General features: G+C 52.5%; 19 protein-coding genes. 3 read left to right on the top strand and 16 right to left on the bottom strand.

The features are described from left to right. Positions 1-5: 5 nt before the first annotated feature. The 9 genes from bshC to NYE74_RS14385 all read right to left on the bottom strand — a co-directional run bounded on the left by bshC (position 6) and on the right by NYE74_RS14385 (position 10280). Positions 6-1643 (bottom strand): bacillithiol biosynthesis cysteine-adding enzyme BshC, encoded by a 1638-nt coding sequence (gene bshC, locus NYE74_RS14425; RefSeq protein WP_340928268.1) that lies wholly within the window; start codon positions 1641-1643, stop codon positions 6-8. A gap of 177 nt (positions 1644-1820) precedes the next feature. After that, on the bottom strand, positions 1821-2765 hold the full coding sequence (locus tag NYE74_RS14420) for an ABC transporter ATP-binding protein (RefSeq protein WP_340928270.1): 945 nt from the start codon (positions 2763-2765) through the stop codon (positions 1821-1823). Then, complete coding sequence (locus NYE74_RS14415; RefSeq protein ID WP_328270884.1) at positions 2762-3757, bottom strand: ABC transporter ATP-binding protein; 996 nt, start codon at positions 3755-3757, stop codon at positions 2762-2764. Before NYE74_RS14415 ends, NYE74_RS14420 begins: the two co-directional genes overlap by 4 nt. Positions 3758-3768: 11 nt before the next feature. Next, a complete protein-coding gene (locus NYE74_RS14410) occupies positions 3769-4731 on the bottom strand; it encodes an ABC transporter permease (protein WP_340928272.1) in 963 nt (320 codons plus the stop codon). A gap of 3 nt (positions 4732-4734) precedes the next feature. Beyond that, positions 4735-5667, bottom strand: a complete 933-nt coding sequence (locus NYE74_RS14405; RefSeq protein ID WP_340928274.1) for an ABC transporter permease — start codon at positions 5665-5667, stop codon at positions 4735-4737. A gap of 207 nt (positions 5668-5874) precedes the next feature. After that, positions 5875-7575, bottom strand: coding sequence for a peptide ABC transporter substrate-binding protein (locus tag NYE74_RS14400; protein ID WP_340928276.1), 1701 nt, complete (start codon positions 7573-7575; stop codon positions 5875-5877). Positions 7576-7807: 232 nt separating this feature from the next. After that, positions 7808-8194 carry a DUF3397 domain-containing protein gene (locus NYE74_RS14395; protein WP_412761692.1) on the bottom strand — a complete coding sequence of 129 codons (387 nt, stop codon included), beginning with the start codon at positions 8192-8194 and terminating at the stop codon, positions 7808-7810. Between the two features lie 52 nt (positions 8195-8246). Beyond that, positions 8247-9233 carry a ketopantoate reductase family protein gene (locus NYE74_RS14390; RefSeq protein ID WP_341004876.1) on the bottom strand — a complete coding sequence of 329 codons (987 nt, stop codon included), beginning with the start codon at positions 9231-9233 and terminating at the stop codon, positions 8247-8249. A gap of 396 nt (positions 9234-9629) precedes the next feature. After that, entirely contained in the window at positions 9630-10280 is a 651-nt protein-coding gene (locus NYE74_RS14385) for an RsfA family transcriptional regulator (protein ID WP_124333027.1), read from the bottom strand. Between the two features lie 346 nt (positions 10281-10626). Between NYE74_RS14385 and NYE74_RS14380 the strand changes: the two genes are divergently transcribed. After that, the gene (locus NYE74_RS14380; RefSeq protein WP_036621366.1) at positions 10627-10863 is read left to right on the top strand and encodes a DUF2626 family protein; all 237 of its coding nucleotides are present in this window, start codon (positions 10627-10629) and stop codon (positions 10861-10863) included. Between the two features lie 127 nt (positions 10864-10990). Continuing rightward, a complete protein-coding gene (locus tag NYE74_RS14375; protein WP_341004875.1) occupies positions 10991-12067 on the top strand; it encodes a coiled-coil domain-containing protein in 1077 nt (358 codons plus the stop codon). 1 nt (position 12068) lies between these two features. On the opposite strand, the gene NYE74_RS14370 is transcribed toward NYE74_RS14375, so the two are convergent. Next, positions 12069-13340, bottom strand: a complete 1272-nt coding sequence (locus NYE74_RS14370; protein ID WP_341004874.1) for a sugar ABC transporter substrate-binding protein — start codon at positions 13338-13340, stop codon at positions 12069-12071. Between the two features lie 291 nt (positions 13341-13631). Continuing rightward, complete coding sequence (locus NYE74_RS14365; protein ID WP_341004873.1) at positions 13632-14963, bottom strand: PhoH family protein; 1332 nt, start codon at positions 14961-14963, stop codon at positions 13632-13634. Between the two features lie 127 nt (positions 14964-15090). On the opposite strand from NYE74_RS14365, the gene NYE74_RS14360 reads away from it, so the two are divergent. Then, a complete protein-coding gene (locus tag NYE74_RS14360; RefSeq protein WP_316560781.1) occupies positions 15091-15678 on the top strand; it encodes a YhcN/YlaJ family sporulation lipoprotein in 588 nt (195 codons plus the stop codon). 41 nt (positions 15679-15719) lie between these two features. Here the strand turns inward: NYE74_RS14360 and NYE74_RS14355 are convergent, their stop codons facing one another. From NYE74_RS14355 to NYE74_RS14335, 5 genes are all read right to left on the bottom strand, one after another. Continuing rightward, entirely contained in the window at positions 15720-16172 is a 453-nt protein-coding gene (locus tag NYE74_RS14355; protein WP_124333053.1) for a pyridoxamine 5'-phosphate oxidase family protein, read from the bottom strand. Between the two features lie 101 nt (positions 16173-16273). Next, a complete protein-coding gene (locus NYE74_RS14350) occupies positions 16274-17365 on the bottom strand; it encodes an LCP family protein (protein ID WP_316560780.1) in 1092 nt (363 codons plus the stop codon). 89 nt (positions 17366-17454) lie between these two features. After that, positions 17455-17763, bottom strand: coding sequence for a YlaH-like family protein (locus NYE74_RS14345; RefSeq protein WP_036621358.1), 309 nt, complete (start codon positions 17761-17763; stop codon positions 17455-17457). Positions 17764-17811: 48 nt separating this feature from the next. Next, positions 17812-19653 carry a translational GTPase TypA gene (typA, locus tag NYE74_RS14340; protein ID WP_341004872.1) on the bottom strand — a complete coding sequence of 614 codons (1842 nt, stop codon included), beginning with the start codon at positions 19651-19653 and terminating at the stop codon, positions 17812-17814. A 323-nt stretch (positions 19654-19976) separates the two neighbouring features. After that, on the bottom strand, positions 19977-20477 hold the full coding sequence (locus NYE74_RS14335; protein ID WP_082207726.1) for a hypothetical protein: 501 nt from the start codon (positions 20475-20477) through the stop codon (positions 19977-19979). Between the last annotated feature and the right edge of the window lie 22 nt (positions 20478-20499).

Genomic DNA, 20499 nt, shown 5'->3' with positions numbered 1-20499 from the left:
GCCTCCTATAAATATATAATTCGGTGCGTTCCCGTGATGTCATAAGGAATATCCATCAGAGCGTCAATCCATTCCACGCCAAACCGGTTCATATAATAAAATATGTTATAAACCCGCTCTTGCGGCTTCCGAAGTGGAAACAGCGAAAGTTCGATCCGCTCGAAATGGCGCAGCCCCGCTTCATTGCTTTTCTCCAGAGCGTCCTTCGCCTTGCCGCGCAAATATTCGATCTGATCGTAGATTTTATCGCGATTGGCGGTCCCTAATTTCAGCAGCCCGTTTTGGATACCGGCCAGCTGCTCGATCAGCGGATCGTACATTTCGCCAAAAGCCGATTTGATTTCGTCAAACCGGGCGTCAATCCGGATCGCGTCCTGGTTCGCCAGCCACGCTTCACGCTTTTGCCGCAGCACTTCTAGGTCCTTGACGTCGTCCCAACGGAGGCCGTATTTTTCCATATGCTTCTGCAGCGTGCCCTCCACCACGGTAAAAGATTCCCGAGCCAGCAGCAACGGCATTTTCAAGCCCAGCTTGCCAAACGCTTTACGTGTTAACGCCCAGTAGGAGATTTCCCCCGGACCCAACACTGCGCCGAGTACCGGCAGAAGGCTGTCCTGCATCAGCGGCCGGGTCAGCACATTGTTGCTGAAACGCTCCGGATGCTCGCGAAGCTCGGCCAACAGTTCATCCCGGGTGAAGGAAACCTTGCCTTTCCGGTCGGCGAAGCCGCCTTCCCGCTTGAACAGCAGCAGCCGCTCCTGCTCATGTATGTAAAACAGATTGGCTCCGCCTTCGCTCACTTCGGCTTGCGGTTCGTATCCTAGCGCGGCCAAATCGCGGGCGCTTTCGAAATAAGCCGCTTCCAGCTCGTCGTTTTGCCGGATAATCGACTCAAACACCGGGGTTTCCAGCTTGCGGAGTTCGCCATCGGCGGAATCCAGCAGCACAAGGCCGTATTTGCCGAACCAAGCCCCCATCAGCTTGGCGAAGCATTCCGACAGGCTCGCCGATTCCGCGGCGGAACGTCTGAACAGCTCCATCAAGCCGGACTTAAACTCGCTGCCCGGAAGCAGTTGCTCCAGTTCATCCGCCGCCTGCTCCCAATCCTCGCTTTGAACCTGGCTAAAGCTGACCGGCAGGCGGTTGTCCGGGTCGCGTTTAATGCGGATGCGCTTGACCTGCAAATCCGGAGACAAAATGTAGGAATGATTCACTTCGTCCCAATCATGGTCCTCCCCGGCGATCCAAAACACAGGCACGACCGGCCGATTCAGTTTAGCGGCGGCGGTTTTGGCCGCTTTAATGATCGTGATCGCCTTGTAAATCACCAGCAGCGGCCCGGTAAACAAGCCGCTTTGCTGCCCGCCGACGATGACCGCCGTCCCCGGCTGCTCAAGCTTGCCCAGCGCCTGTTCCACCGCGGCATCCGGGTTGTGCAGGCGGTTGTACTCGCGCAGCCGGCTAACCAAGGCGGTCCGGCTTATCCGGCGATCCTCCGTTTCATCCAGCCATTCGAGCCGGCTGGACCAACTTTCATCCAACGCCGGATCATATTCGTAAAGCTGAGCAACCGCTCCAAAACGATGCGCATACGCATCCGCAAGCGGACCGGCCGGCGCCAAAAGATCTTGTACTATATTCATCAGGTTACCTGCCTCCTGTTCTTCCATGCAAACCTTACTTGATTGTACCGGATACTCCGCGTACCCGTCAAAGCTAACCTTACTTTTGTTAAATTTCTCACTTTCCGTAAGCCTAAAACGGCAAAAAACTCCCGCAGCCGGTTTTAACCGTGCAGCAGGAGTCTGCATCTTAGCAGCTTATCCTTTTTTCGGCATCGCCACAAAATGGCCTTTGGACACTTCAACCAGCTCCGAATTGTCCAGATCGAACAATCCGCCGTCGCTTTTGCCGTCCTTGGAAGTAATCGGGCCGTTCCCCGTATCCTCCAAATGAATCCGCTTCTTGTTCGCTTCGATCTCCGGGTCCGGAATCGGAATCGCCGACAGCAGCGTTTTGGTATACGGGTGCTGCGGGTTGGCGTAAAGCTCTTCGCTTTCCGCAAGCTCAACGATCCGGCCCAAATACATGACGGCTACGCGATCGCTGATATGCTTAACCATCGACAAGTCGTGGGCGATAAACAAATACGTTAAACCGAGGCGGTCCTGCAGTTCTTTAAGCAGGTTGACCACCTGCGCCTGAATGGACACGTCGAGCGCCGAAATCGGTTCGTCGCAGATAATGAACTTCGGATTTACCGCCAGCGCGCGGGCAATCCCGATCCGCTGCCGTTGTCCGCCGGAAAATTCGTGTGGATAACGCGTCGCATGATCGGGATTCAAGCCGACCATATCAAGCAGCTCTTCCACGCGTTTTTTGCGTTCCGCCCGCGATCCGGCCATGCCGTGGATGTCCAGCGCTTCGCCGATGATATCCGTCACCGTAAACCGCGGATTCAACGAGGCGTACGGATCTTGGAAAATCATCTGCATATCGCGGCGCATCGCCTTCATTTTCCGCGGAGCCAGTTTCGTAATATCCGTTCCGTTAAAACGAATGCTGCCGCCCGTCGGCTCGTACAAGCGAAGGATCGTGCGTCCCGCGGTCGATTTGCCGCAGCCCGACTCGCCAACGAGGCCTAGCGTTTCGCCTTCGGCAATCGAGAAGCTGATGTCGTTGACGGCTTTCAGCACATTGCCGCCGCCAACGTTAAAATACTTCTTGAGCCCTTCGACTTCGATCAACGTCTTCCCAATACTCATGACGACTGTCCCTCCTTGGCCATCGGATGAAGATCCCAGCAGCGGGCCATATGCGTATCGCTGAATACGGTCGCTCCCGGATCGATGCGTTCGCAGATCTTCATCGCATGCTCACAGCGGGCCGCAAACGGACAGCCAACCGGCGGTTTAATCAAATCGGGCGGAGTGCCGATAATAGGAATAAGGGGTTCCCCTTTCTTCTGATCCAACCGCGGCATTGAGCGCAGCAAACCTTTTGTGTAAGGATGCTGCGGGTTTTTAAAGATTTCCCACTTCGTTCCGGTTTCCACCACCTCTCCTGCATACATGACGATGACGCGGTCACACATGCCGGCAACGACGCCGAGATCGTGGGTAATCAAAATGATGGAAGTACCAAGATGTTCCTGCATCTCTTTCATGACGTCCATGATTTGTGCCTGAATCGTAACGTCAAGCGCTGTCGTCGGTTCGTCCGCGATCAGCAGCGCCGGCCGGCAGGCAAGCGCAATGGCGATCATGGCACGCTGCCGCATGCCCCCGGAAAATTCGTGAGGGTATTGGTTAAAGCGGGCTTCCGCATTTTTAATGCCGACAAGCTTCAGCATTTCAATGGCACGTTCTTTTGCTTCGCCCGCTGACATTTTCTGATGTTTGATTAACACTTCGGTGATTTGTCGGCCTACCTTTATCGTAGGATTCAAAGAGGTCATCGGGTCCTGAAAAATCATGCCGATATCTTTACCGCGAATGGCTTCCATTTGTTTATTGCTTTTGGTCAACAGGTTTTCGCCTTGAAAAATAATTTCACCTTGCTTAATGATTGACGGAGGGGACGGAATCAGACGCATGATCGTTTGGGCCGTTACGCTTTTGCCGCTGCCGGATTCACCGACTATCGCAACCGTTTCCCCTTTTCCCACTTCGAAGTTCATGCCGCGAACGGCTTTGACTTCTCCGCCTCTGACTTGAAAGGACACATGCAAATCTTTGACTTGTAGAATCGGCTCCATCATTCCACCTCCTATTTCTTCAGTTTAGGATCCAGCGCGTCGCGAAGGCCGTCGCCGAAAATGTTAAACGCCAGCATGATCAAGCTGATCAATATGGCCGGGAACAGCATGCGCCACGGGTAGTACAGCCATCCCGTCAAAGCATCGTTAATCATCGAACCAAGCGAGGCAATTGGAGCCTGAACGCCAAGACCGAGGAAACTTAAAAATGCTTCGGCGAAAATCGCTTTCGGTACGGACAACGTCACCGTTACGATGATCGGTCCAACCGCATTAGGCAGCAGATGGCGGAACAGCAAACGTCCCGAGCCTGCGCCCATCGAGCGGGAAGCCAGCACGAACTCGCGGTTCTTGAGCTGCATAATCTCGCCGCGGACAATCCACGACATGTTGATCCAGCCCGTGATCGTTAAAGCCAATATGATCGTTCCCAAGCTAGGCTCGAGTACGACAAGCAGCAAAATAGTAACCAGCAGGTACGGAATAGCGTACAAAATCTCGGAAAACTTATTCATAATTTCATCAACGCGGCCGCCAAAGTAGCCCATGATTCCGCCGTAAATAACACCGATAAACAGGTCGATACATGCGGCTGCCAAACCTACGATCAACGAAATGCGCGCGCCCATCCAAGTACGGACGAACATATCGCGCCCGAGGTCGTCGGTTCCGAACCAATGCTGGGCGGACGGTCCCTTGTTGGTGTTCAGCAGATCGTTGGAGTAATAATTCAAACCGGTAATTTTGCCGGCGATCCATGGAGCGATGATAGCGGCAAGCGAGATGACAACAAGCACGACAAGCGCAGTCATGGCCATCTTGTTGCTGCACAAACGATACCAGGCATCACGCCACGCGGAAATACTCTCGCGCTGGATCACTTCGGCTTCTTTTTCGTCCGTTCCGATTTTCCGGAAATCCTCGGGAGTCAGATCCGCCGGAGCCGGCATCACTTTTACGGAATTCGCATCCATCCTTTAGCCCTCCTTCCTTCCGCTTAGCTTGATTCGCGGATCTACGAATACGTAAGCGACATCCGTGATAAACCGCGCCACCATCAGCAATACCCCGTAAAAGATCGTAATCCCCATAATCAGCGGATAGTCACGGACGCTGATCGCTTGCACAAACTGCTTGCCGATCCCGCCAATCCCGAAAATTTGCTCGATGACCACCGAGCCGGTAACGATATCGGCCGTCATCGGTCCAAGATAAGTGATGACCGGCATAATGCCGTTACGGATGACGTGGCGGAACAAAATCGCCATCCAGCCCAAGCCCTTCGCTTTGGCCGTCTTGATATAATCGGCATGCAGTACCTCCAGCATGCTTGAACGCGTCAACCGGGCGATAAAAGCGATCGGCTGCGCGGTTAACGCCGCTACGGGCAGCACGTAATACAGCGGGCCCTTAAAGCCCATCGTCGGCAGCCAGTGCAGCTTGGAGGCAAACACATACTGCAGCAAAGAAGCGACCACAAAGCTCGGCACCGCGATCCCTAACACCGCCAGCACCATAGCGACATTGTCGATCAATTTGCGATGATACAGTGCTGCCAATATGCCAAGCAGCACTCCGACAATTACGGCAACGATAATCGCGACGATCCCCAGCCTCAGAGACGCCGAAAACGTTTGCCCGATAATTTGGGATACATCCTGGTTAATCATCTTCATGGATATGCCCAAATCTCCGTGCGCAACGTCACCCAAATACTTTAAATACTGCTGATAAACGGGCTTATCGAGTCCAAGCTGTTCATAAAGACGCTCTTTAATCGCGGGAGGCACCTGTTTCTCCGAAGTGAGCGGATCGCCCGGAATAGCCTTCATGAGAAAGAAAGTGGCTGAGATCAGAATGAATAGCGAAACCAACATGTAAAAAAACTTATTCGCTACATAACGTATCATGCCCGTTTACACCTCCTTCTTTTATATTTCGACATATATCGATTTTAGGTGAAAAGAACTAGTTTGTCTATTCCATATATTTGTATAAGTACGAAATGCTTGGAAGAACCCCGCACACAAAAAAATCGGGATATATATGAAATACCTACATATATATCCCGAAGTTGCTATTCGCTTCGTTCTTGCATAAGCCTGCCCTTTTCGGAATTAATGTTCGAGCAGGTACGCGCGGGTGTAGTCGACAGCACCGCTAAAGTCGAGAGTTACACCCTTCAGGTATGGCTTCTCGGCCGCAACGTTTGTGTAGTAGTAAAGCGGCATCACGACCATGTTGTCTTGGATGAAAATCTTTTCGGCTTTTGCGAAGGCTTCATCGCGTTTAGCCATATCACCGGTAGCTTTCGCTTCGGCGATCAGCTTATCGTATTCCTCGTTGGAGAAACCGGTGTCGTTGTTGCCACCGTCCGTTACCCACATATCCAAAAACGTCATCGGATCGTTGTAGTCGGCGGTCCAGCCTGCGCGAGCCACTTGGTAATTCAGATTTTGGCGATTTTCGACAAACACAGCCCATTCTTGGTTTTGCGTTTTCACGTCAACGCCAAGATTTTTCTTCCACATGTCGGCAATAGCAAGCGCTACTTTCTTGTGCGCGTCGCTGGAGTTATAAATCAACGTGATTTCAGGAAGTTTCGTATAACCTTTTTCCTTCATGCCTTGCTCAAGCAGCTTTTTGGCTTCTTCCACGTTTTCCGTGAAGTAGTCGTCTTTATGCTCCTTGCGGAATTCGTCGTTTACGCCTTTGATGCCCGGAGGAACGTAACCAAACGCCGGAAGCTGTCCGCCAAGGGTTACGTTATCAACGATCGCTTGACGGTCGACAGCCATAGCAAAGGCTTTACGGATATTTACGTTATCGAACGGCTCGGCCGTTACGTTAAATTCGTAGTAATACGTACTAGCAATACCTTTGATTTCAAGTTCGTCTTTCAGTTGATCTCTCAGGATTGGAATTTGGTCGGTCGGGATTTCGCCGTTAGGATGACCGGCGCGATCCAACTCGCCGTTTTGGTAACTAGCCAATTCCGTAGCGCTGCTGTTCACCAAAGTCATGGTGATCTTGTTCAGCTTGATGTTGTCCTTATCCCAGTAATTTTCGTTTTTCGTAACTTCGATCGTTGAGCCTTTCACCCAGTTGGTCAGCGTGAACGCGCCGTTTACGATCATTTTGCTTTGGTCAACCGCCCATTTCGGGTCATCCTTGACGGATTGGTGGACCGGATAATAAGTGTAGAAAGAAGTCAAGCCCACAAAATAAGGCGTAGGAGCTACCAGATCAACTTGCAGTGTATAATCATCCACCGCTTTCACGCCAACTTGGCTGAAATCGGTAATTTTCCCCTCATTATATTCTTGAGCGTTTTTCAAATAATACAATTGGTAAGCATAAGGAGCCGCCGGTTGAGTTTCCGGGCTGAGAACGCGCTCCCAAGCAAATACGAAATCATTCGCGGTTACAGGATCGCCATTGCTCCATTTTGCGTCTTTGCGAAGGTGGAACGTGTATTGAGTACCATCATCGTTTGGTTCCCAGCTTTCGGCTACGCCAGGCACGGCTTGACCGGATTCATCTTGGCGCGTAAGACCTTCATACATCGTCTTAAGCACTGTGTTAGCTTGGCTGTCTTTCGCTTGAGCCGGATCGAATGTAGGCGGTTCCGCACTCAGGTTGATTTTCAGCGTTTGATCCGCAGCCAATTTTTCTTCGCCGCTGTTGCCGCTGTCGGAAGCCTTATTGTTGCCGCCGTTTGCAGCGCCGTTGCCGCCGTTCGAACCGCACGCGGAAAGCAACGTGCCCACGGCGAGAACGAGCGTCAGAAGCAGGAGTAGACTCTTACTCTTCTTCATCTAGCGTTATCCCCCTTAAAATATTGTGGTATATGTTTTTAGATTATACAACCAGCGGTCAAAAAAATCCAACATAAATTTTCGGTAATTCCGCGTTTTTCGCCAAAAAGGGCCCGCTCATGTAACAAAATCGTCCGTTATCCCATATTGACAATTGCTGTTTCTTAACAATTAACCTTGGGTGTCATGGTTTCATTCGTTATTTGGCGGTCCCTGGTTTGTATATTATAGTTTAAGCGGTCAAAATATATGTAATGAAACTGATCAAAAATAAAAGAATGTAAGCTGCCCCTGTCCCCGCAAACGCCAAGCGCCAAACCGCGCGCAGCAGTCGCCGCACGTCCACCTTGCCTTTCAGGCGGTTTTGCGCTCCGCCGATCAATCCGCCGGCAATAAGCAATATAAGCAGAATCAGGTAGAAGCCGAATGAGGAGTGAAACACATTGTTGAACAAAGCGGCCGCCCCCAAGATCAAAAATAGCGTCGTGACGTCCATCGCCAGCATAATGGCGGCTTTTTTCTCGCGTTTTGCCCCATAGTAGTATATGAAATAAACGAGCAAAAACGGAATGACCGGAATCATGGAAAACACGATAAGAAAAGTGGCCAAAACACTCAAAAACCCACCTCCTTTATGTTGGAAAAGAAAAGCTTACACAAAAAGTTAGTAACTATATTTTTATATGCATGTCAGGTTGCATCCCCCGAATCAGCAGCCAAACCAACTCATGTCCAGGGGCGTCAACCTGCTTGGCACGCGCCATTTCCGCCAGACGGCCGTTAATAAAATCGATTTCCGTCGGATTTCCCGCAAGGACATCCTTCAGCATCGACGAGGTGTTGCCGGCCGTAGAGCGGCAAACCTCCAGGATTTGCGCATAGATATCCGCGTCGTATGCGATTCCGTTTGCCCGAAAAATGCGTTCTCCTTCGTCGCACAGCTGCCGCATCGCCGCTATTCGCGCCTCCGATTCCAGCAATTGGCCGTTCGGAATCCGCCAAATCGCCGTAAGCGGATTGATAACCGCATTGATAAGCAGCTTCCTGAACATTTCCCTTCCGATGTCATTCGACAAAAAGGCGTTAAATCCTGCCTTTCGAAGCAATTTTACCAAACTTTCCCCCGAAAATTCGGGAGAATCAACTCCCGTGCCGCCAGATTCTCCATCCTCGGGTTTATAGATCCCGGCACGAGTTTCACCAAACCCGGCCCGGGTTACGCTGCGTCCGTCCGCTCGTTTTGCGCCTTCCGTGGTGATCGCCGCATATAACGCTTGCCCCGGGATGATTTGCCGAATCCGTTCCAAGTGCCCCGCTCCATTTTGAAAACAAACGATGCGGGTATGCTTTCCGGCTAGCCGGCCGCAAACCGTCAATAAAGTTTCGGTGATATGGCCCTGCTTCGTCGTCAGCAGCAGCCAATCGGGGGCCTCCGCCATATCCGTTTCGGCCGTCTGTTCAAGTGCGTCCGCAGCAAACCGCTTTCCTTCTATTATATGGATCGTTCCGTCAGGCTCCGTCAGCTCGACGCCTTCCCTTCGGAGCAGCTCTGCCTGCGCGGCCGTTCTTGTCCAAAAACGCACCCGTTCTCCCGCCTCAGCAAGCTTTCCGCCAAACAACAGCCCGAGCGCCCCCGCCCCAACAATATCTATCTTCACCTCAACTAACTTCCTTTCGCCGTCTTATCGCAAATCCTCTATAATTGTTCCACTTCATTTTATACCAAACCCTTCCCCCAAAACACAAAAATCCCGCCATAACGGCGGGATGGATACTAAGCTTGGGCAGTTCTCTTTTCCGTGAGTGAATCTTAGCAAAGAAATCGATTCAATTCTAAGCTATGTAACGGATAAAATTGAACGAAAGAACCGGTATGTTCCATGCGGGAGGTGTGAAATGATTCTGAAGAAACGGCAGTGGTCGCCTTTGCGAACGGATTTCTTCCTTGTTGGAATCTATAAAATCAATAGAAATCCGTGAACAACAGCGATCGCAAGAACATTTCACACCATGCATTAGTCCCCGCCCAGGCGGGATTTTTGCGTTTTGCGGTCCTACTCGATACGCTCCAAATTCCCGTTCGCGTCCATCTTAAACCGCGATTTGCTTTCTTCGTCCTCTTCGTTCAGAAAGGCAAGGCGACGAGCCCGGTCCATGATTTGGATTAAAGCTTTGTAGTCGTCGTTAACCGCTCTGTAGTCGGTTTGCACTTCATTAACCTGCGCCGAGAGGCGTTCGTTCTCCTCCTTCAGCGCGGCGATTTCTTCTTCCTTTTCCCGCAATTCCTTTTCCAACGCTTTGACATGCCGGTTCGTTTCCTGCACCGTGTTTTTCCAACCGCGCAAAAAGCGGATGACCGCGTCGATGGAAATCGTCTCTTCCGTCACGCCTTCGCTGCGGTAACCGTCCTCCGTCTCCACCGAAGCGAGGGAAGCGATGCCGGAACCTGCGGAGAGCGACGATTGCTTTTTCATATAATTCCGTTTTTGCCGCTGGGCTTTGGCTATGCTGATCGCCGCTTCATATTTTTTACGGACGCAGCTGTTCCAGCGGAACCCGCATGCGGCCGCCGTTCTGCCGATCCGTTCCCCAACCTCCTCGAATGCGGTAAGCTGTGTGCTGCCCTCCCGAATATGGCGAAGAGTCACCTCGGCCAAAATCAAATCATCTTCCGGGCTCCATGCGTCTTGTCTCACTGCTGTCATGCTATAAAAACCTCCTAACGACATCCTAGTCTTAAACCGTTTTCCCGCCGGCATACCGGCGGACGAATAAGTAAAAAGCTTCTTACTCCATTTCTATGCCTCTCATAGAGTTCATAGAATCTATTTGATACTAAAATGTATTTCCAAAATCCGGGTTCTCCATACCTGATGTATGAACGCAATGGAAAACCCTGACGAAATCCGGACAATCACCATAATATTCATCACATTTTACCAGGCAAATCCAGGTTAATTACTGACTTTTCGTTTACACTTATCGGGCTAACGGGTATAATGAGTAAAGAAATGGGACCTTCGTCGATACATATGAAAGGGGGATTTATTCGTGGCACGCATGTTCCGCGTCCTTGGTTTCTTTACCCTTGCCATTGGACTCATGGCCTTTGCCGGCGGTATGACCGAAATGGCGCTGCTGTTTTTTCTGCAAACCGCCTTTTTCGTTCTTTTCGGTTACCTGAAGTTTACGGAAAGAACGTATATCCTGCTGTTCTGGGGATATATGATCGTCGCCTTTACAGGTTTCAGCTATTGGACGGTCTTCAAAATGGGTTTGCCACTATAATCCGAATAAAAAAAGCGTTGCAAAAGGCGGTTCGACCTGGGGTCGAGCCGCCTTTTTTCATGATCCCTGCTATTTCCTCGCTTGGTAACATATATATAGTACAACTACTCACGGGAGAGGATCTTCTTTGAACAAACGTTATCCATCCTTGGTGCTGCTGGTGCTCTGCATCTTCGCTTTCCTTCTTCCGGCGGCGTCATGGGCCGAGACGCTTACGGAAGAGGAGCAGCAAATATTGGAGCAAAGCTTGTCCATCAAGGAGATCGATAGAGAAATCGCCCGCATTGAAGCAAGGCAGCAGGAGACGGAAACCGCGATCCGGAAGCTGTCAGGACAACTGGCCGGGAAAAACGAGCAGATCCGGGTCAGCCGGGAACAGGCCGGGGCGCGCATCCGGGCATATTATATGGGGGAGCGGGAAAATCTGTTCGCGGCTCTGCTGTCGGTGGGCAGCTTAAAAGATTTTTTTACCGTATTGGATTATTATCAATTGATTTTGGAGCGCGATCGCATCGTGCTGGGGAAGTACAAATCCGAATATGCCGATCTGATGAATACGAAACATGAGCTGGAAACCGTGTCGGACGATCTTGCCCGGATGAAAGCGGAGCTTCAGCTTCAGCGGGAGCGCGTCGCCGCCCTGCAGCAGCAGGTGGACCGGTCCCTCGGCCTTAGCGCGGATCCGGAAAAGTTGAAGGCGATGATCGAAGATTTAATGGTTTATTGGGAAAACGTCGGACTGAATGAGCTGAGAAAATATTTCGCCGCGCTGTCCGCGGTGATGTCCGAGTTTCCCGACTTTTTGAATGAATACGAGGACAGCCTGGTTGCCGAAAAGGGCGGTTACACCCTGACGGTTCGGCAGGAGGAACTGAACGAATTTCTGCATCGCAAAAATGAACTATTAAAAGACATCCGCTTCTCCTTCCTGGAAAATCAAATCACGGTGCAGGGCAGCCGGGAAGGGCTTGAACTTAAGGTGGATGGACATTACACGGTGGAGCGGGAGCCGGAAAACTCCATTACTTTTCACGTCGACCGCTTGCTGTTTAACGGCCTGGAGCTCCCGGACACGACCCGGGCCGAGCTTGAACGCGACTTCGATCTGGGCTTTTATCCCAAAAAAATAGTCCCCTTTGTGGAAGCCACCGAAGTGATGATTTCCCGGGGAACTTTAGTCGTCAAATTGAAGTTGTCGTTCTGAATTACTGCCCGCTCCGTCCGAACTTGTCCGCCAAAGACGCGGCGCTCGCCTTTCCGTTCAAATAATTTTCCACAAGCCTGGAAAACTCCCCCAGCTCGGCCGGAAGACCGCTCCCGGCCGGCATCGCGGACTTCGCTCCCGATGCCGCGAACGCCCCGCTCCAATCCGGAAGCTTGTATTTCGCGGCCTCATCGTAGACCGCGTGCAACACAGGAAGATGACCCGTTGCTTCAAACCATTGGCTTTGGCTTTCTGAGGAGGTCATTGCCTCAATCCATTCCCCCGCGGCATCGGGGTTTTGGGAATGCGAAGAGACCGCGTAACTCCGCCCGGCGATCCAGCCCGAATACCGCCCCTGCTTCTTCTCGGGCAACATGACGTTTGTACCCGCCTGCGGATGGTTTGCGGCCTCCGAAGCCGTCGTTAACAGCATCGCAAGCTCGCCGCGCTGCAGTTTGTTCCACAAGCCCTGGTCCCCCGCCGGCGGCGAACCCTCCGATACCAAATAAGGCCGAAGCTGCTCCAGCCGCATTAGCGCGGTTCGCATTTCACCGGTAAGCGTAAATGGGGAAGCTTGTCCATTTTCCTTAGCGCCGCCGCCAAGCTGCCAAAGCAGCGTCAGGGCCGCATAAGGATCGCTTCCGTCCACGCCCAGCAAATGCTGCGGAAGCCGTTTCGGTTCGGAGCCGGAAGCTAGCAAAGCGTTCCACGCGTCCGGCGAATCCGGGGGCGCCTCCATTCCCAGCTCTTTCATCGCCTTATCCGAGAATACATATACATAAGGATCGATATCCGCAGGAACTCCCCACACGTAACCGTTCCACTCGTTTGGAACGAGGGAAACGCTTAACACTTCTCCCGACAAAACCCCCGAATAATAAATTTCCGTCGGCAGCAAATATCCGTCCGCCGCAAATTGACGCACCCAGGCATTGTCCAACAGCAAAACGTCAGGCGACTCACCGAGCTTCAACAAGTTTTGGAACGACGCGTAGGCTTCTTCCGAAGCAACGTTCGTCAATTCGACCTGGACCTTATGGCTGTCCATAAACGTCCGGGTCATTTGCTCAAGCTGGCGAAAATCGGACTCGTTCATCTGCACCGCTACCCGGATGCGCCCCGTTTCCTGGGGGACCTCGGTTTGCGGAACGCTGGCCGGCGGTTCGTCGCCGCGTACTTCGGAACGGACCAGCGCCGTTTCCTCGCTGGGGGACAAATTGATCAACGCCAGCAGAAGGAGGGCAAAAAGCACCCAATGGTTTTTTCGCTTCACACCCGTTCATCCTCTCCGCCCCAGGGGCACCAACCCCTAACCCCTGTACAGCCCTGTCATAAAGCTATCGCTATTTATTGTAACAAATCGCGAATCCGGTTGTCCCGCCAAAAATTAGAAAACCCTCGCCGCTGACGAGGTTCTTTGTCATGTAAACCCATCCGCTAAGTGCAAGGGGAGGGATGGATATGGCGTTCCCCCGCTGTTAGAGTCAGGTTAATTCTCTTTAGAAAGGCGCGAACTGGATCAGTTCGCGCCTTAATAATTTTGGGACTTTTTGAACTACCTCTTTCACAGCAAATCCGCCGCCACTTGCGCCAGCTTGGAGCGTTCGCCTTTCTCCAGCGTAATATGCCCGCTGATCCCCTGATCCCTAAAGCGTTCCACGAGACCCGTCAGGCCGTTGCTGGAAAAATCGAGGTAGGGATGGTCGATTTGCTCGGGATCCCCCATAAGCACGATTTTACTGCCTTCTCCAACCCGGGATACGATCGTTTTCACCTCATGGCGCGTCAGGTTCTGAGCCTCATCCACAATAATAAACTGCCCGGGGATGGAGCGCCCGCGGATATACGTCAGCGCCTCCACCTGGATGCTGCCGAGCCCCATCAATATTTTCTCGATATCCCCCGATTTTTTCGTATCAAACAGGAATTCCAGGTTATCGTAAATCGGCTGCATCCAGGGGCGCAGCTTTTCTTCCTTTTCCCCGGGCAAAAATCCGATGTCCTTCCCCATCGGCACGACGGGGCGGGCGATCAGCAGCTTCTTGTATTTGTGTTCGTCCTCGACTTTAAGCAGGCCGGCGGCCAGGGCTAGCAGCGTTTTGCCGGTTCCCGCCTTGCCGGTGATCGTCACCAGCGGAATATCGTCGTTCAGCAGAAGCTCCAGAGCCATCCGCTGCTGCGCGTTGCGGGCGTTGATTCCCCATACCGGCTCATTGCTTAAAAACAGCGGCTCAAGCCGGCTGGCATCTTCGTTCAGCTTAAGCAGGGCCGATTTCCCGCTGCCCATCTCATCTTTCAAAATAACAAACTCGTGCGGATAAAGGGAATAATGAAGTCCCAGCAGCTTGACCGGCAAGGAACGGTAGGTGTAAAATTCATCGATGATTGAAGGATGGACTTTAATGGTGGAGTATCCTCCGTACAAATCGCTGGGTCCGACCGTACGGTCCGATAAATAATCCTGGGCGGTCAGCCCGAGCACATCCGCTTTGATACGGACCAGCACGTCCTTGCTGACCAGCACGACCGGCCGCGGATCGGGCAGCTCCTTTTGTTCCAAATGGTAATTAAGCGCCACGGCCAAAATCCGGTTATCGTTCGTCACCTCGCCGAACATCTCCTGAACTTTGATGAAGCTTCGATGGTTTAACTCCACCTTGATCCTGCCGCCGCCTTCGAGCGGAACTCCGTCATGCAGACGGCCCGTTTCGCGTAATCCATCGAGCAGCCTGGAGACGCCCCGGGCGTTACGGCCCAGTTCGTCGGCGTTGCGCTTCTTCGTGTCGATCTCCTCCAGCACGACGGCCGGTATGACCACTTCATGTTCATCGAAGGCAAAAATCGCACGCGGATCATGCAGCAGCACATTGGTATCCAATACAAAGATTTTTTTCATCCTTATCCCCTCCACCGCGGTCATTGCAGCCCTATGACTTCATACATATTTTTCTCCGCCCCGGGAAATCTATATCTGATGAATTATCGTCGAATCAAGAGATCATTTCCGAAAGGACGGATCCAACATGCGAATATGGCTGTGTTTGTTATTGACGGCTACCCTGCTTACAAGCTGCGGAACTGTTAATAAAAAGGCATCACCCTCTCCACAGAATCAAACGGGCACCGTTCCCCGGACGCAAAGCGTAAACCCGAACGCTAATCCGAATTTGGCAAACCGAGGGAAGATGTCAGATCGGGATAGACAAGTTTATTTGGAACAGCTGGTAAAAAGAGTGCCTGGCGTCCAAGGCGCGCATTGCGTCGTAATGGGCAACACCGCTGTCGTCGGCATCGACGTCGACAGCCGGCTGGAACGCGCCCGCGTGGGAAGCATTAAATATACAGTGGCTGAAGCCCTTCGTAAAGATCCCCAGGGGGCCGGCGCCATCGTTACGGCCGATATGGACTTGAACCAGCGCCTCGCGGAAATCGGTAAAAAAATCCGGCAAGGCCATCCTGTAGCGGGCGTGGCCACCGAACTCGCCGATATCATCGGACGGATCGTTCCGCAGATGCCAAACGACACCCGGCCGCAGACGGGCGAAAGCCCAACGCGGATGAATATGGCCCCGGGCGACCAAAGCAGGCAAATCCCGCCAAGAACCCGCTAAGTTTGTCCCAATAAGGCAAAAAAAGCCTGGCGAACAAGTCGCTAGGCTTTTTTCATTGCGGCAAACACTTGGCTGTCCAGCATGTCCGCGGCACGCTGGTCGTATACTTTGGCATAAACCGGAGCGGAAACTAATTGCGCGCCGTAAAACAAGGCGTTGCGAACCGCGTCGATGCGCACATCGAAGCAGCACATCTTGAACGGAACCCCTTCTAATGGGTCCTGCACAACGGTTGCCCGGCCATTAATGGCATAAATCGTTTCTTTGCCGAACACCGAAACCGTAACTCTGGGGTTGGCCTTAATGTTGCCGACCAGCCTCGAACGATGATCCAGAGCCAGCCGCAGCGTGGCGTGATCAACGGCGTAAAGCCATGAAATGGCGCTGGACGTCGGCCCCCCGGATTCCCGATCCACCGTATTCAGCAGCACAAACGTCTCGGACTGGAGAGCGGCGTAAAGCGAATCGGACAATTGGGTGACGGTTTCTGACATCATTACCAGCCCTCCTGCACTTAAACCTTCAAGGGATTAAACTTAGGGAACTTCAGTCATCCTGTAGTTAATTGTATTATAGCACGAGGCAAAACTTGCCTTCAATCGTTCAATGACCCGTCCGCCGCCTCCGCGGCGTTATCTTCCCGGGCCGGCTGCTTGGTTCCGGCAAGCTCATCCTTCAAGGCTTGTTTGGCCGCGTCAAGCTCGTCCTGGTGCAAATATACGAAAGGGCTTTTCCAATCCCCGGTAACCGGCATGAAATCCACGTTTTCCTTGGAAATATCCCAATAGGCGGAAATCAGGTTTTTCATTTGTTCCGATTCCAGGTCCGTCTCCAGGTTTTTGCCGACGGATTGGATCACTTTGCCCGCTCCCAAAACCCCGTTAAGCGATTTGGCCTGATCGATCAAAGCATGGAGCACTTCATTCTGGCGCCGGTTGCGGTCAAAATCGTCGGAGCCTTTCGTTCTCGGTCTGCAGTTGGACTTCCGGTACCGGACATACCCAAGCGCATCTTCCCCGTTCAGGTGCTGCGCCCCCTTCTTCAAGTTGATATCCGTACCGTCGGCTCTGTCCCGGTAACACATGTCGGCGTCGACATTGACATCCACGCCGCCCAAAGCGTCGACGATATCGCGAAAACCTTGGAAGTTGATCACCGTCACGTAATCGATCGAAGTATCGAAAAATTTGCTCATCATCGTCTTCATTTCCTGTTCCGCCGGAATGCCGCTTTTTTTCTCCGCCACCAGGAAGTTCGGATAAAACGCGTTGATTTTGTTCGTTTTATAGCCGTCCATTTCAAGCTTGGTATCGCGAGGCAGCGACACGATCGTAGCGGATTTGGTGTTCGGATTCATCGCAACCACCATCATCACGTCGCTGAGGTGCGTCCCGGTTTCCGGACGATAATCCGTTCCGAGCAGCAGCATCGTAAGCGGCTTGACCTTGGCCGATTTCTCCGGAGCCACCTTTCCCGATGTGCCCGTTGCATCGATCACCTGATCGGTCGTGTAGATCAAATATCCCGCATATAACCCCGCGCCGATGATCGCAACGATCATGACCGTCAGCAGGATTTTGAAAAATGTCCTGATACCGCTAGGCTTTTTTCTCTTCTTTAGCGTTTTTTTCGTGGACCGGCTTTGGGTTTGCTTTCTGGGAGGCAAACCGCTGCGATTGGAACTCATGCAATTAAACACCTTATTTCTGTGATATTAAGCCGCATCTAAAAGACGAACCTCATCGCTGAAAAGTTACCGGTTTATTTCCCGGAAAATTATGCCGACTTGTCGCCCGAGGTCGGGTTCGCCCCATCTTTTTTCTTTTGCCGCCCTTCGACAAAATAACGGATACGCACCATCAGCATCAGCGCAACGGCAACCAGAAGGCACTGGATAATCGGCAGCTTATCGATTTGAAAAATAAGCAGCAGGAAAGAACCTATCGCCATAAGCAGATACAGAATCGCTTCCTTCCATAGCGGAAGCTTTTGCTGCGCGCGAAATACCTTGTTGTACACGAAAATGATCAGCACCAAAATCAGCAGATACGAAATGACCGGATGTTGCGCAAACCAAGCTTGCAATGGGGCGTCCTCCTTTAAAAGGATAGTGCAAGTACGCTTTACTTTATATTATAAATTGGCCTCCGACATTTTGCGATGTTTTTCGGCCCGTTCGCGTTCGCTTTTGTTCAAAATCTTTTTGCGCAGGCGAACCGATTTCGGCGTAATCTCGCAGTACTCGTCGTCGTTCAAATACTCCAGCGCCTGCTCCAGCGAAAACAGCCGCGGCGTTTTCATCTTGACCGTTTCGTCCTTCGTTGCCGAACGGACGTTGGTGAGCTGCTTTTCCTTGCAGATGTTCACGACAATGTCGTTGTCGCGCGTATGTTCGCCGACGATCATGCCCTCGTAAATTTCGGTGCCCGGTTCAACGAACAAAATTCCGCGATCCTCGATGGACAAAATGCCGTACAGCGTCGATACGCCGTTTTCGCTCGAAACGAGCACGCCTTCATGGCGTCCGCCGACCTGGCCGCCCGCATAAGGACCATAGCTGTCAAAAGCATGGTTCATAACGCCGTAGCCGCGGGTCAAGGTCAGGAAATGCGTCCGGTACCCGATGAGTCCGCGGGCCGGGATCAGGAACTCAAGCCGCACCTGGCCGCTTCCGTTGTTGATCATGTTTACCATTTCGGCCTTGCGGGAACCCAGGCTCTCCATCACCGCGCCCATGCTTTCTTCAGGAACGTCGATCAGCAGCCGTTCGATCGGCTCCATCTTCACGCCGTCAATCTCGCGGACGATAACCTCCGGTTTGGACACTTGGAGCTCGTAGCCTTCGCGGCGCATATTTTCAATCAGGATGCCGAGGTGCAGCTCGCCGCGTCCGGACACGACAAACGCGTCCGGGCTGTCGGTCTCGTCCACCCGCAGCGATACGTCCGTCTCAAGCTCCTTGAAGAGGCGTTCGCGCAGCTTGCGGGAGGTGACCCATTTCCCTTCGCGGCCGGCAAACGGACTGTTGTTGACGAGGAACGTCATCTGCAGCGTAGGCTCGTCAATTTTCAGGACAGGCAGCGCCTCGGGCTGGTTCGGGTCGGCGATCGTTTCGCCGATATTGATGTCCTTGATCCCCGCCACGGCGACAATGTCGCCGGCGCCGGCTTCCTCGATCTCCACGCGGCGAAGGCCTTGGAACCCGAACAGCTTCTCGATGCGGGCCGCTTTTTTGCCGCCGTCGCGCGTCATCACGGCCACAGGCTGTCCCTGGCGGATGACGCCGCGGTTGACGCGTCCGATCGCGATCCGCCCCAAATATTCGTTATAGTCCATCAGCGTAACGAGGAATTGCAGCGGCTCTTCGACGTTTTCGGTCGGCGCCGGGATATGCTCGATAATCGTTTCGTACAGGGCCAGCATGTTGTCGTCCTGTTTTTCCGGATCAAGGCTGGACGTTCCGTTCAGCGCGGACGCGTAAACGACCGGGAAATCGAGCTGCTCGTCGCTAGCTTCCAGCTCAATGAACAGGTCCAGAACCTCGTCGATGACTTCGGCCGGACGCGCGGCCGGGCGGTCGATTTTGTTGACGACGACGATCGGCGTCAAGTGATGCTCCAGCGCTTTGCGCAGTACGAATTTCGTCTGCGGCATGCAGCCTTCGTAAGCGTCGACGACGAGCAGTACGCCATCGACCATCTTCATGATCCGTTCCACCTCGCCGCCGAAATCGGCGTGCCCCGGGGTATCCACGATGTTGATCAGATAATCTTTGTACGTGATGGCCGTATTTTTGGCCAAAATCGTGATGCCGCGTTCGCGTTCCAGGTCGTTGGAATCCATCGCCCGCTCTTGAACGGCTTCGTTTTCCCGGAAAATCCCGGATTGCTGCAGCAGCTTGTCGACTAGCGTCGTTTTGCCATGGTCTACGTGAGCAATAATCGCAATGTTGCGGATTTGACTTCTATCATGCATAGGTTTATCTCCATATCCTTTCGTCTCTTTATTTCTATAAAAGTTGAACGAATGATTGTAGGGAATAGGGCAGCCGTGTGAAATGTTCTTACGATCGCTGTTGTTCGCGGATTTCTATGATTTTATGGATTCCAACAAGGAAGAAATCCGCTCACAAAGGCGACCACTGCCGTTTCTTCAGAATCATTTCACACTCCCCGCCTAACTCCCGCCTTTTCTTTAGTTCAACTGCCACAAAACAAAGCGCCGGACAAAATGCCGACGCTTGACTTATCCCTTATATTATACGCGAAATCGCGCAGAATTCAAGAACTTGCATGTCGTTACCAGATGCTCCGGTTTTTCCCGCGGCCTCTCGCCACGATAAGCCAAATCCCCCCGATAATGAGCAGGATGGCAAGAACATAAATCAGCGACAGCGAAAATAACGTCCACCCCAGCAGAATGACGGAAATCGCACCGATGATCAGCGCCGCGATGAACATTCCGCTCTGGCGGCGCGGCGAAAAATAGTCGTATTCGAACAAACCGACGGCAATTCCCAGGAAAAACAGCGGCCAGGTGTATTTCAGCGTTCCCCACCCGCCGATGATGCCGATGAAGAAAACGATGCTGTATACGACCAATATCGCCCCGGGCAGGAGCAGCTCGGAAGGTCCCTTTCTCCAGAAATGCCACAGGTGCAGCACAATTCCGGGAATCAGCAGAAGCAGCGGCCAAAACGCTCTTCCGAGAAAACTGAAAAAACCCAATTTCCCCAGGAGGATGACGATCCCGGCAGCCAGAATCAAAATCCCCGTCATCAGCTTGTTGTTGTCGGACACGATCCATCACACACCTTCCAGA

The organism is Paenibacillus sp. FSL P4-0127 (genome assembly GCF_038007325.1).
GTDB lineage: Bacteria > Bacillota > Bacilli > Paenibacillales > Paenibacillaceae > Fontibacillus > Fontibacillus macerans.
The sequence above is the reverse complement of the archived record's forward strand: the minus strand, read 5'-3'. Positions and strand labels throughout refer to the sequence as shown.

Bases quoted from the DNA above. Each gene is read 5' to 3' on its own strand.
- bshC (WP_340928268.1), bottom strand. From the start codon at position 1,643: ATGAATATAGTACAAGATCTTTTGGCGCCGGCCGGTCCGCTTGCGGAT.
- NYE74_RS14420 (WP_340928270.1), bottom strand. From the start codon at position 2,765: ATGAGTATTGGGAAGACGTTGATCGAAGTCGAAGGGCTCAAGAAGTAT.
- NYE74_RS14415 (WP_328270884.1), bottom strand. From the start codon at position 3,757: ATGGAGCCGATTCTACAAGTCAAAGATTTGCATGTGTCCTTTCAAGTC.
- NYE74_RS14410 (WP_340928272.1), bottom strand. From the start codon at position 4,731: ATGGATGCGAATTCCGTAAAAGTGATGCCGGCTCCGGCGGATCTGACT.
- NYE74_RS14405 (WP_340928274.1), bottom strand. From the start codon at position 5,667: ATGATACGTTATGTAGCGAATAAGTTTTTTTACATGTTGGTTTCGCTA.
- NYE74_RS14400 (WP_340928276.1), bottom strand. From the start codon at position 7,575: ATGAAGAAGAGTAAGAGTCTACTCCTGCTTCTGACGCTCGTTCTCGCC.
- NYE74_RS14385 (WP_124333027.1), bottom strand. From the start codon at position 10,280: ATGACAGCAGTGAGACAAGACGCATGGAGCCCGGAAGATGATTTGATT.
- NYE74_RS14365 (WP_341004873.1), bottom strand. From the start codon at position 14,963: ATGAAAAAAATCTTTGTATTGGATACCAATGTGCTGCTGCATGATCCG.
- NYE74_RS14360 (WP_316560781.1), top strand. From the start codon at position 15,091: ATGCGAATATGGCTGTGTTTGTTATTGACGGCTACCCTGCTTACAAGC.
- NYE74_RS14355 (WP_124333053.1), bottom strand. From the start codon at position 16,172: ATGTCAGAAACCGTCACCCAATTGTCCGATTCGCTTTACGCCGCTCTC.
- NYE74_RS14350 (WP_316560780.1), bottom strand. From the start codon at position 17,365: ATGAGTTCCAATCGCAGCGGTTTGCCTCCCAGAAAGCAAACCCAAAGC.
- typA (WP_341004872.1), bottom strand. From the start codon at position 19,653: ATGCATGATAGAAGTCAAATCCGCAACATTGCGATTATTGCTCACGTA.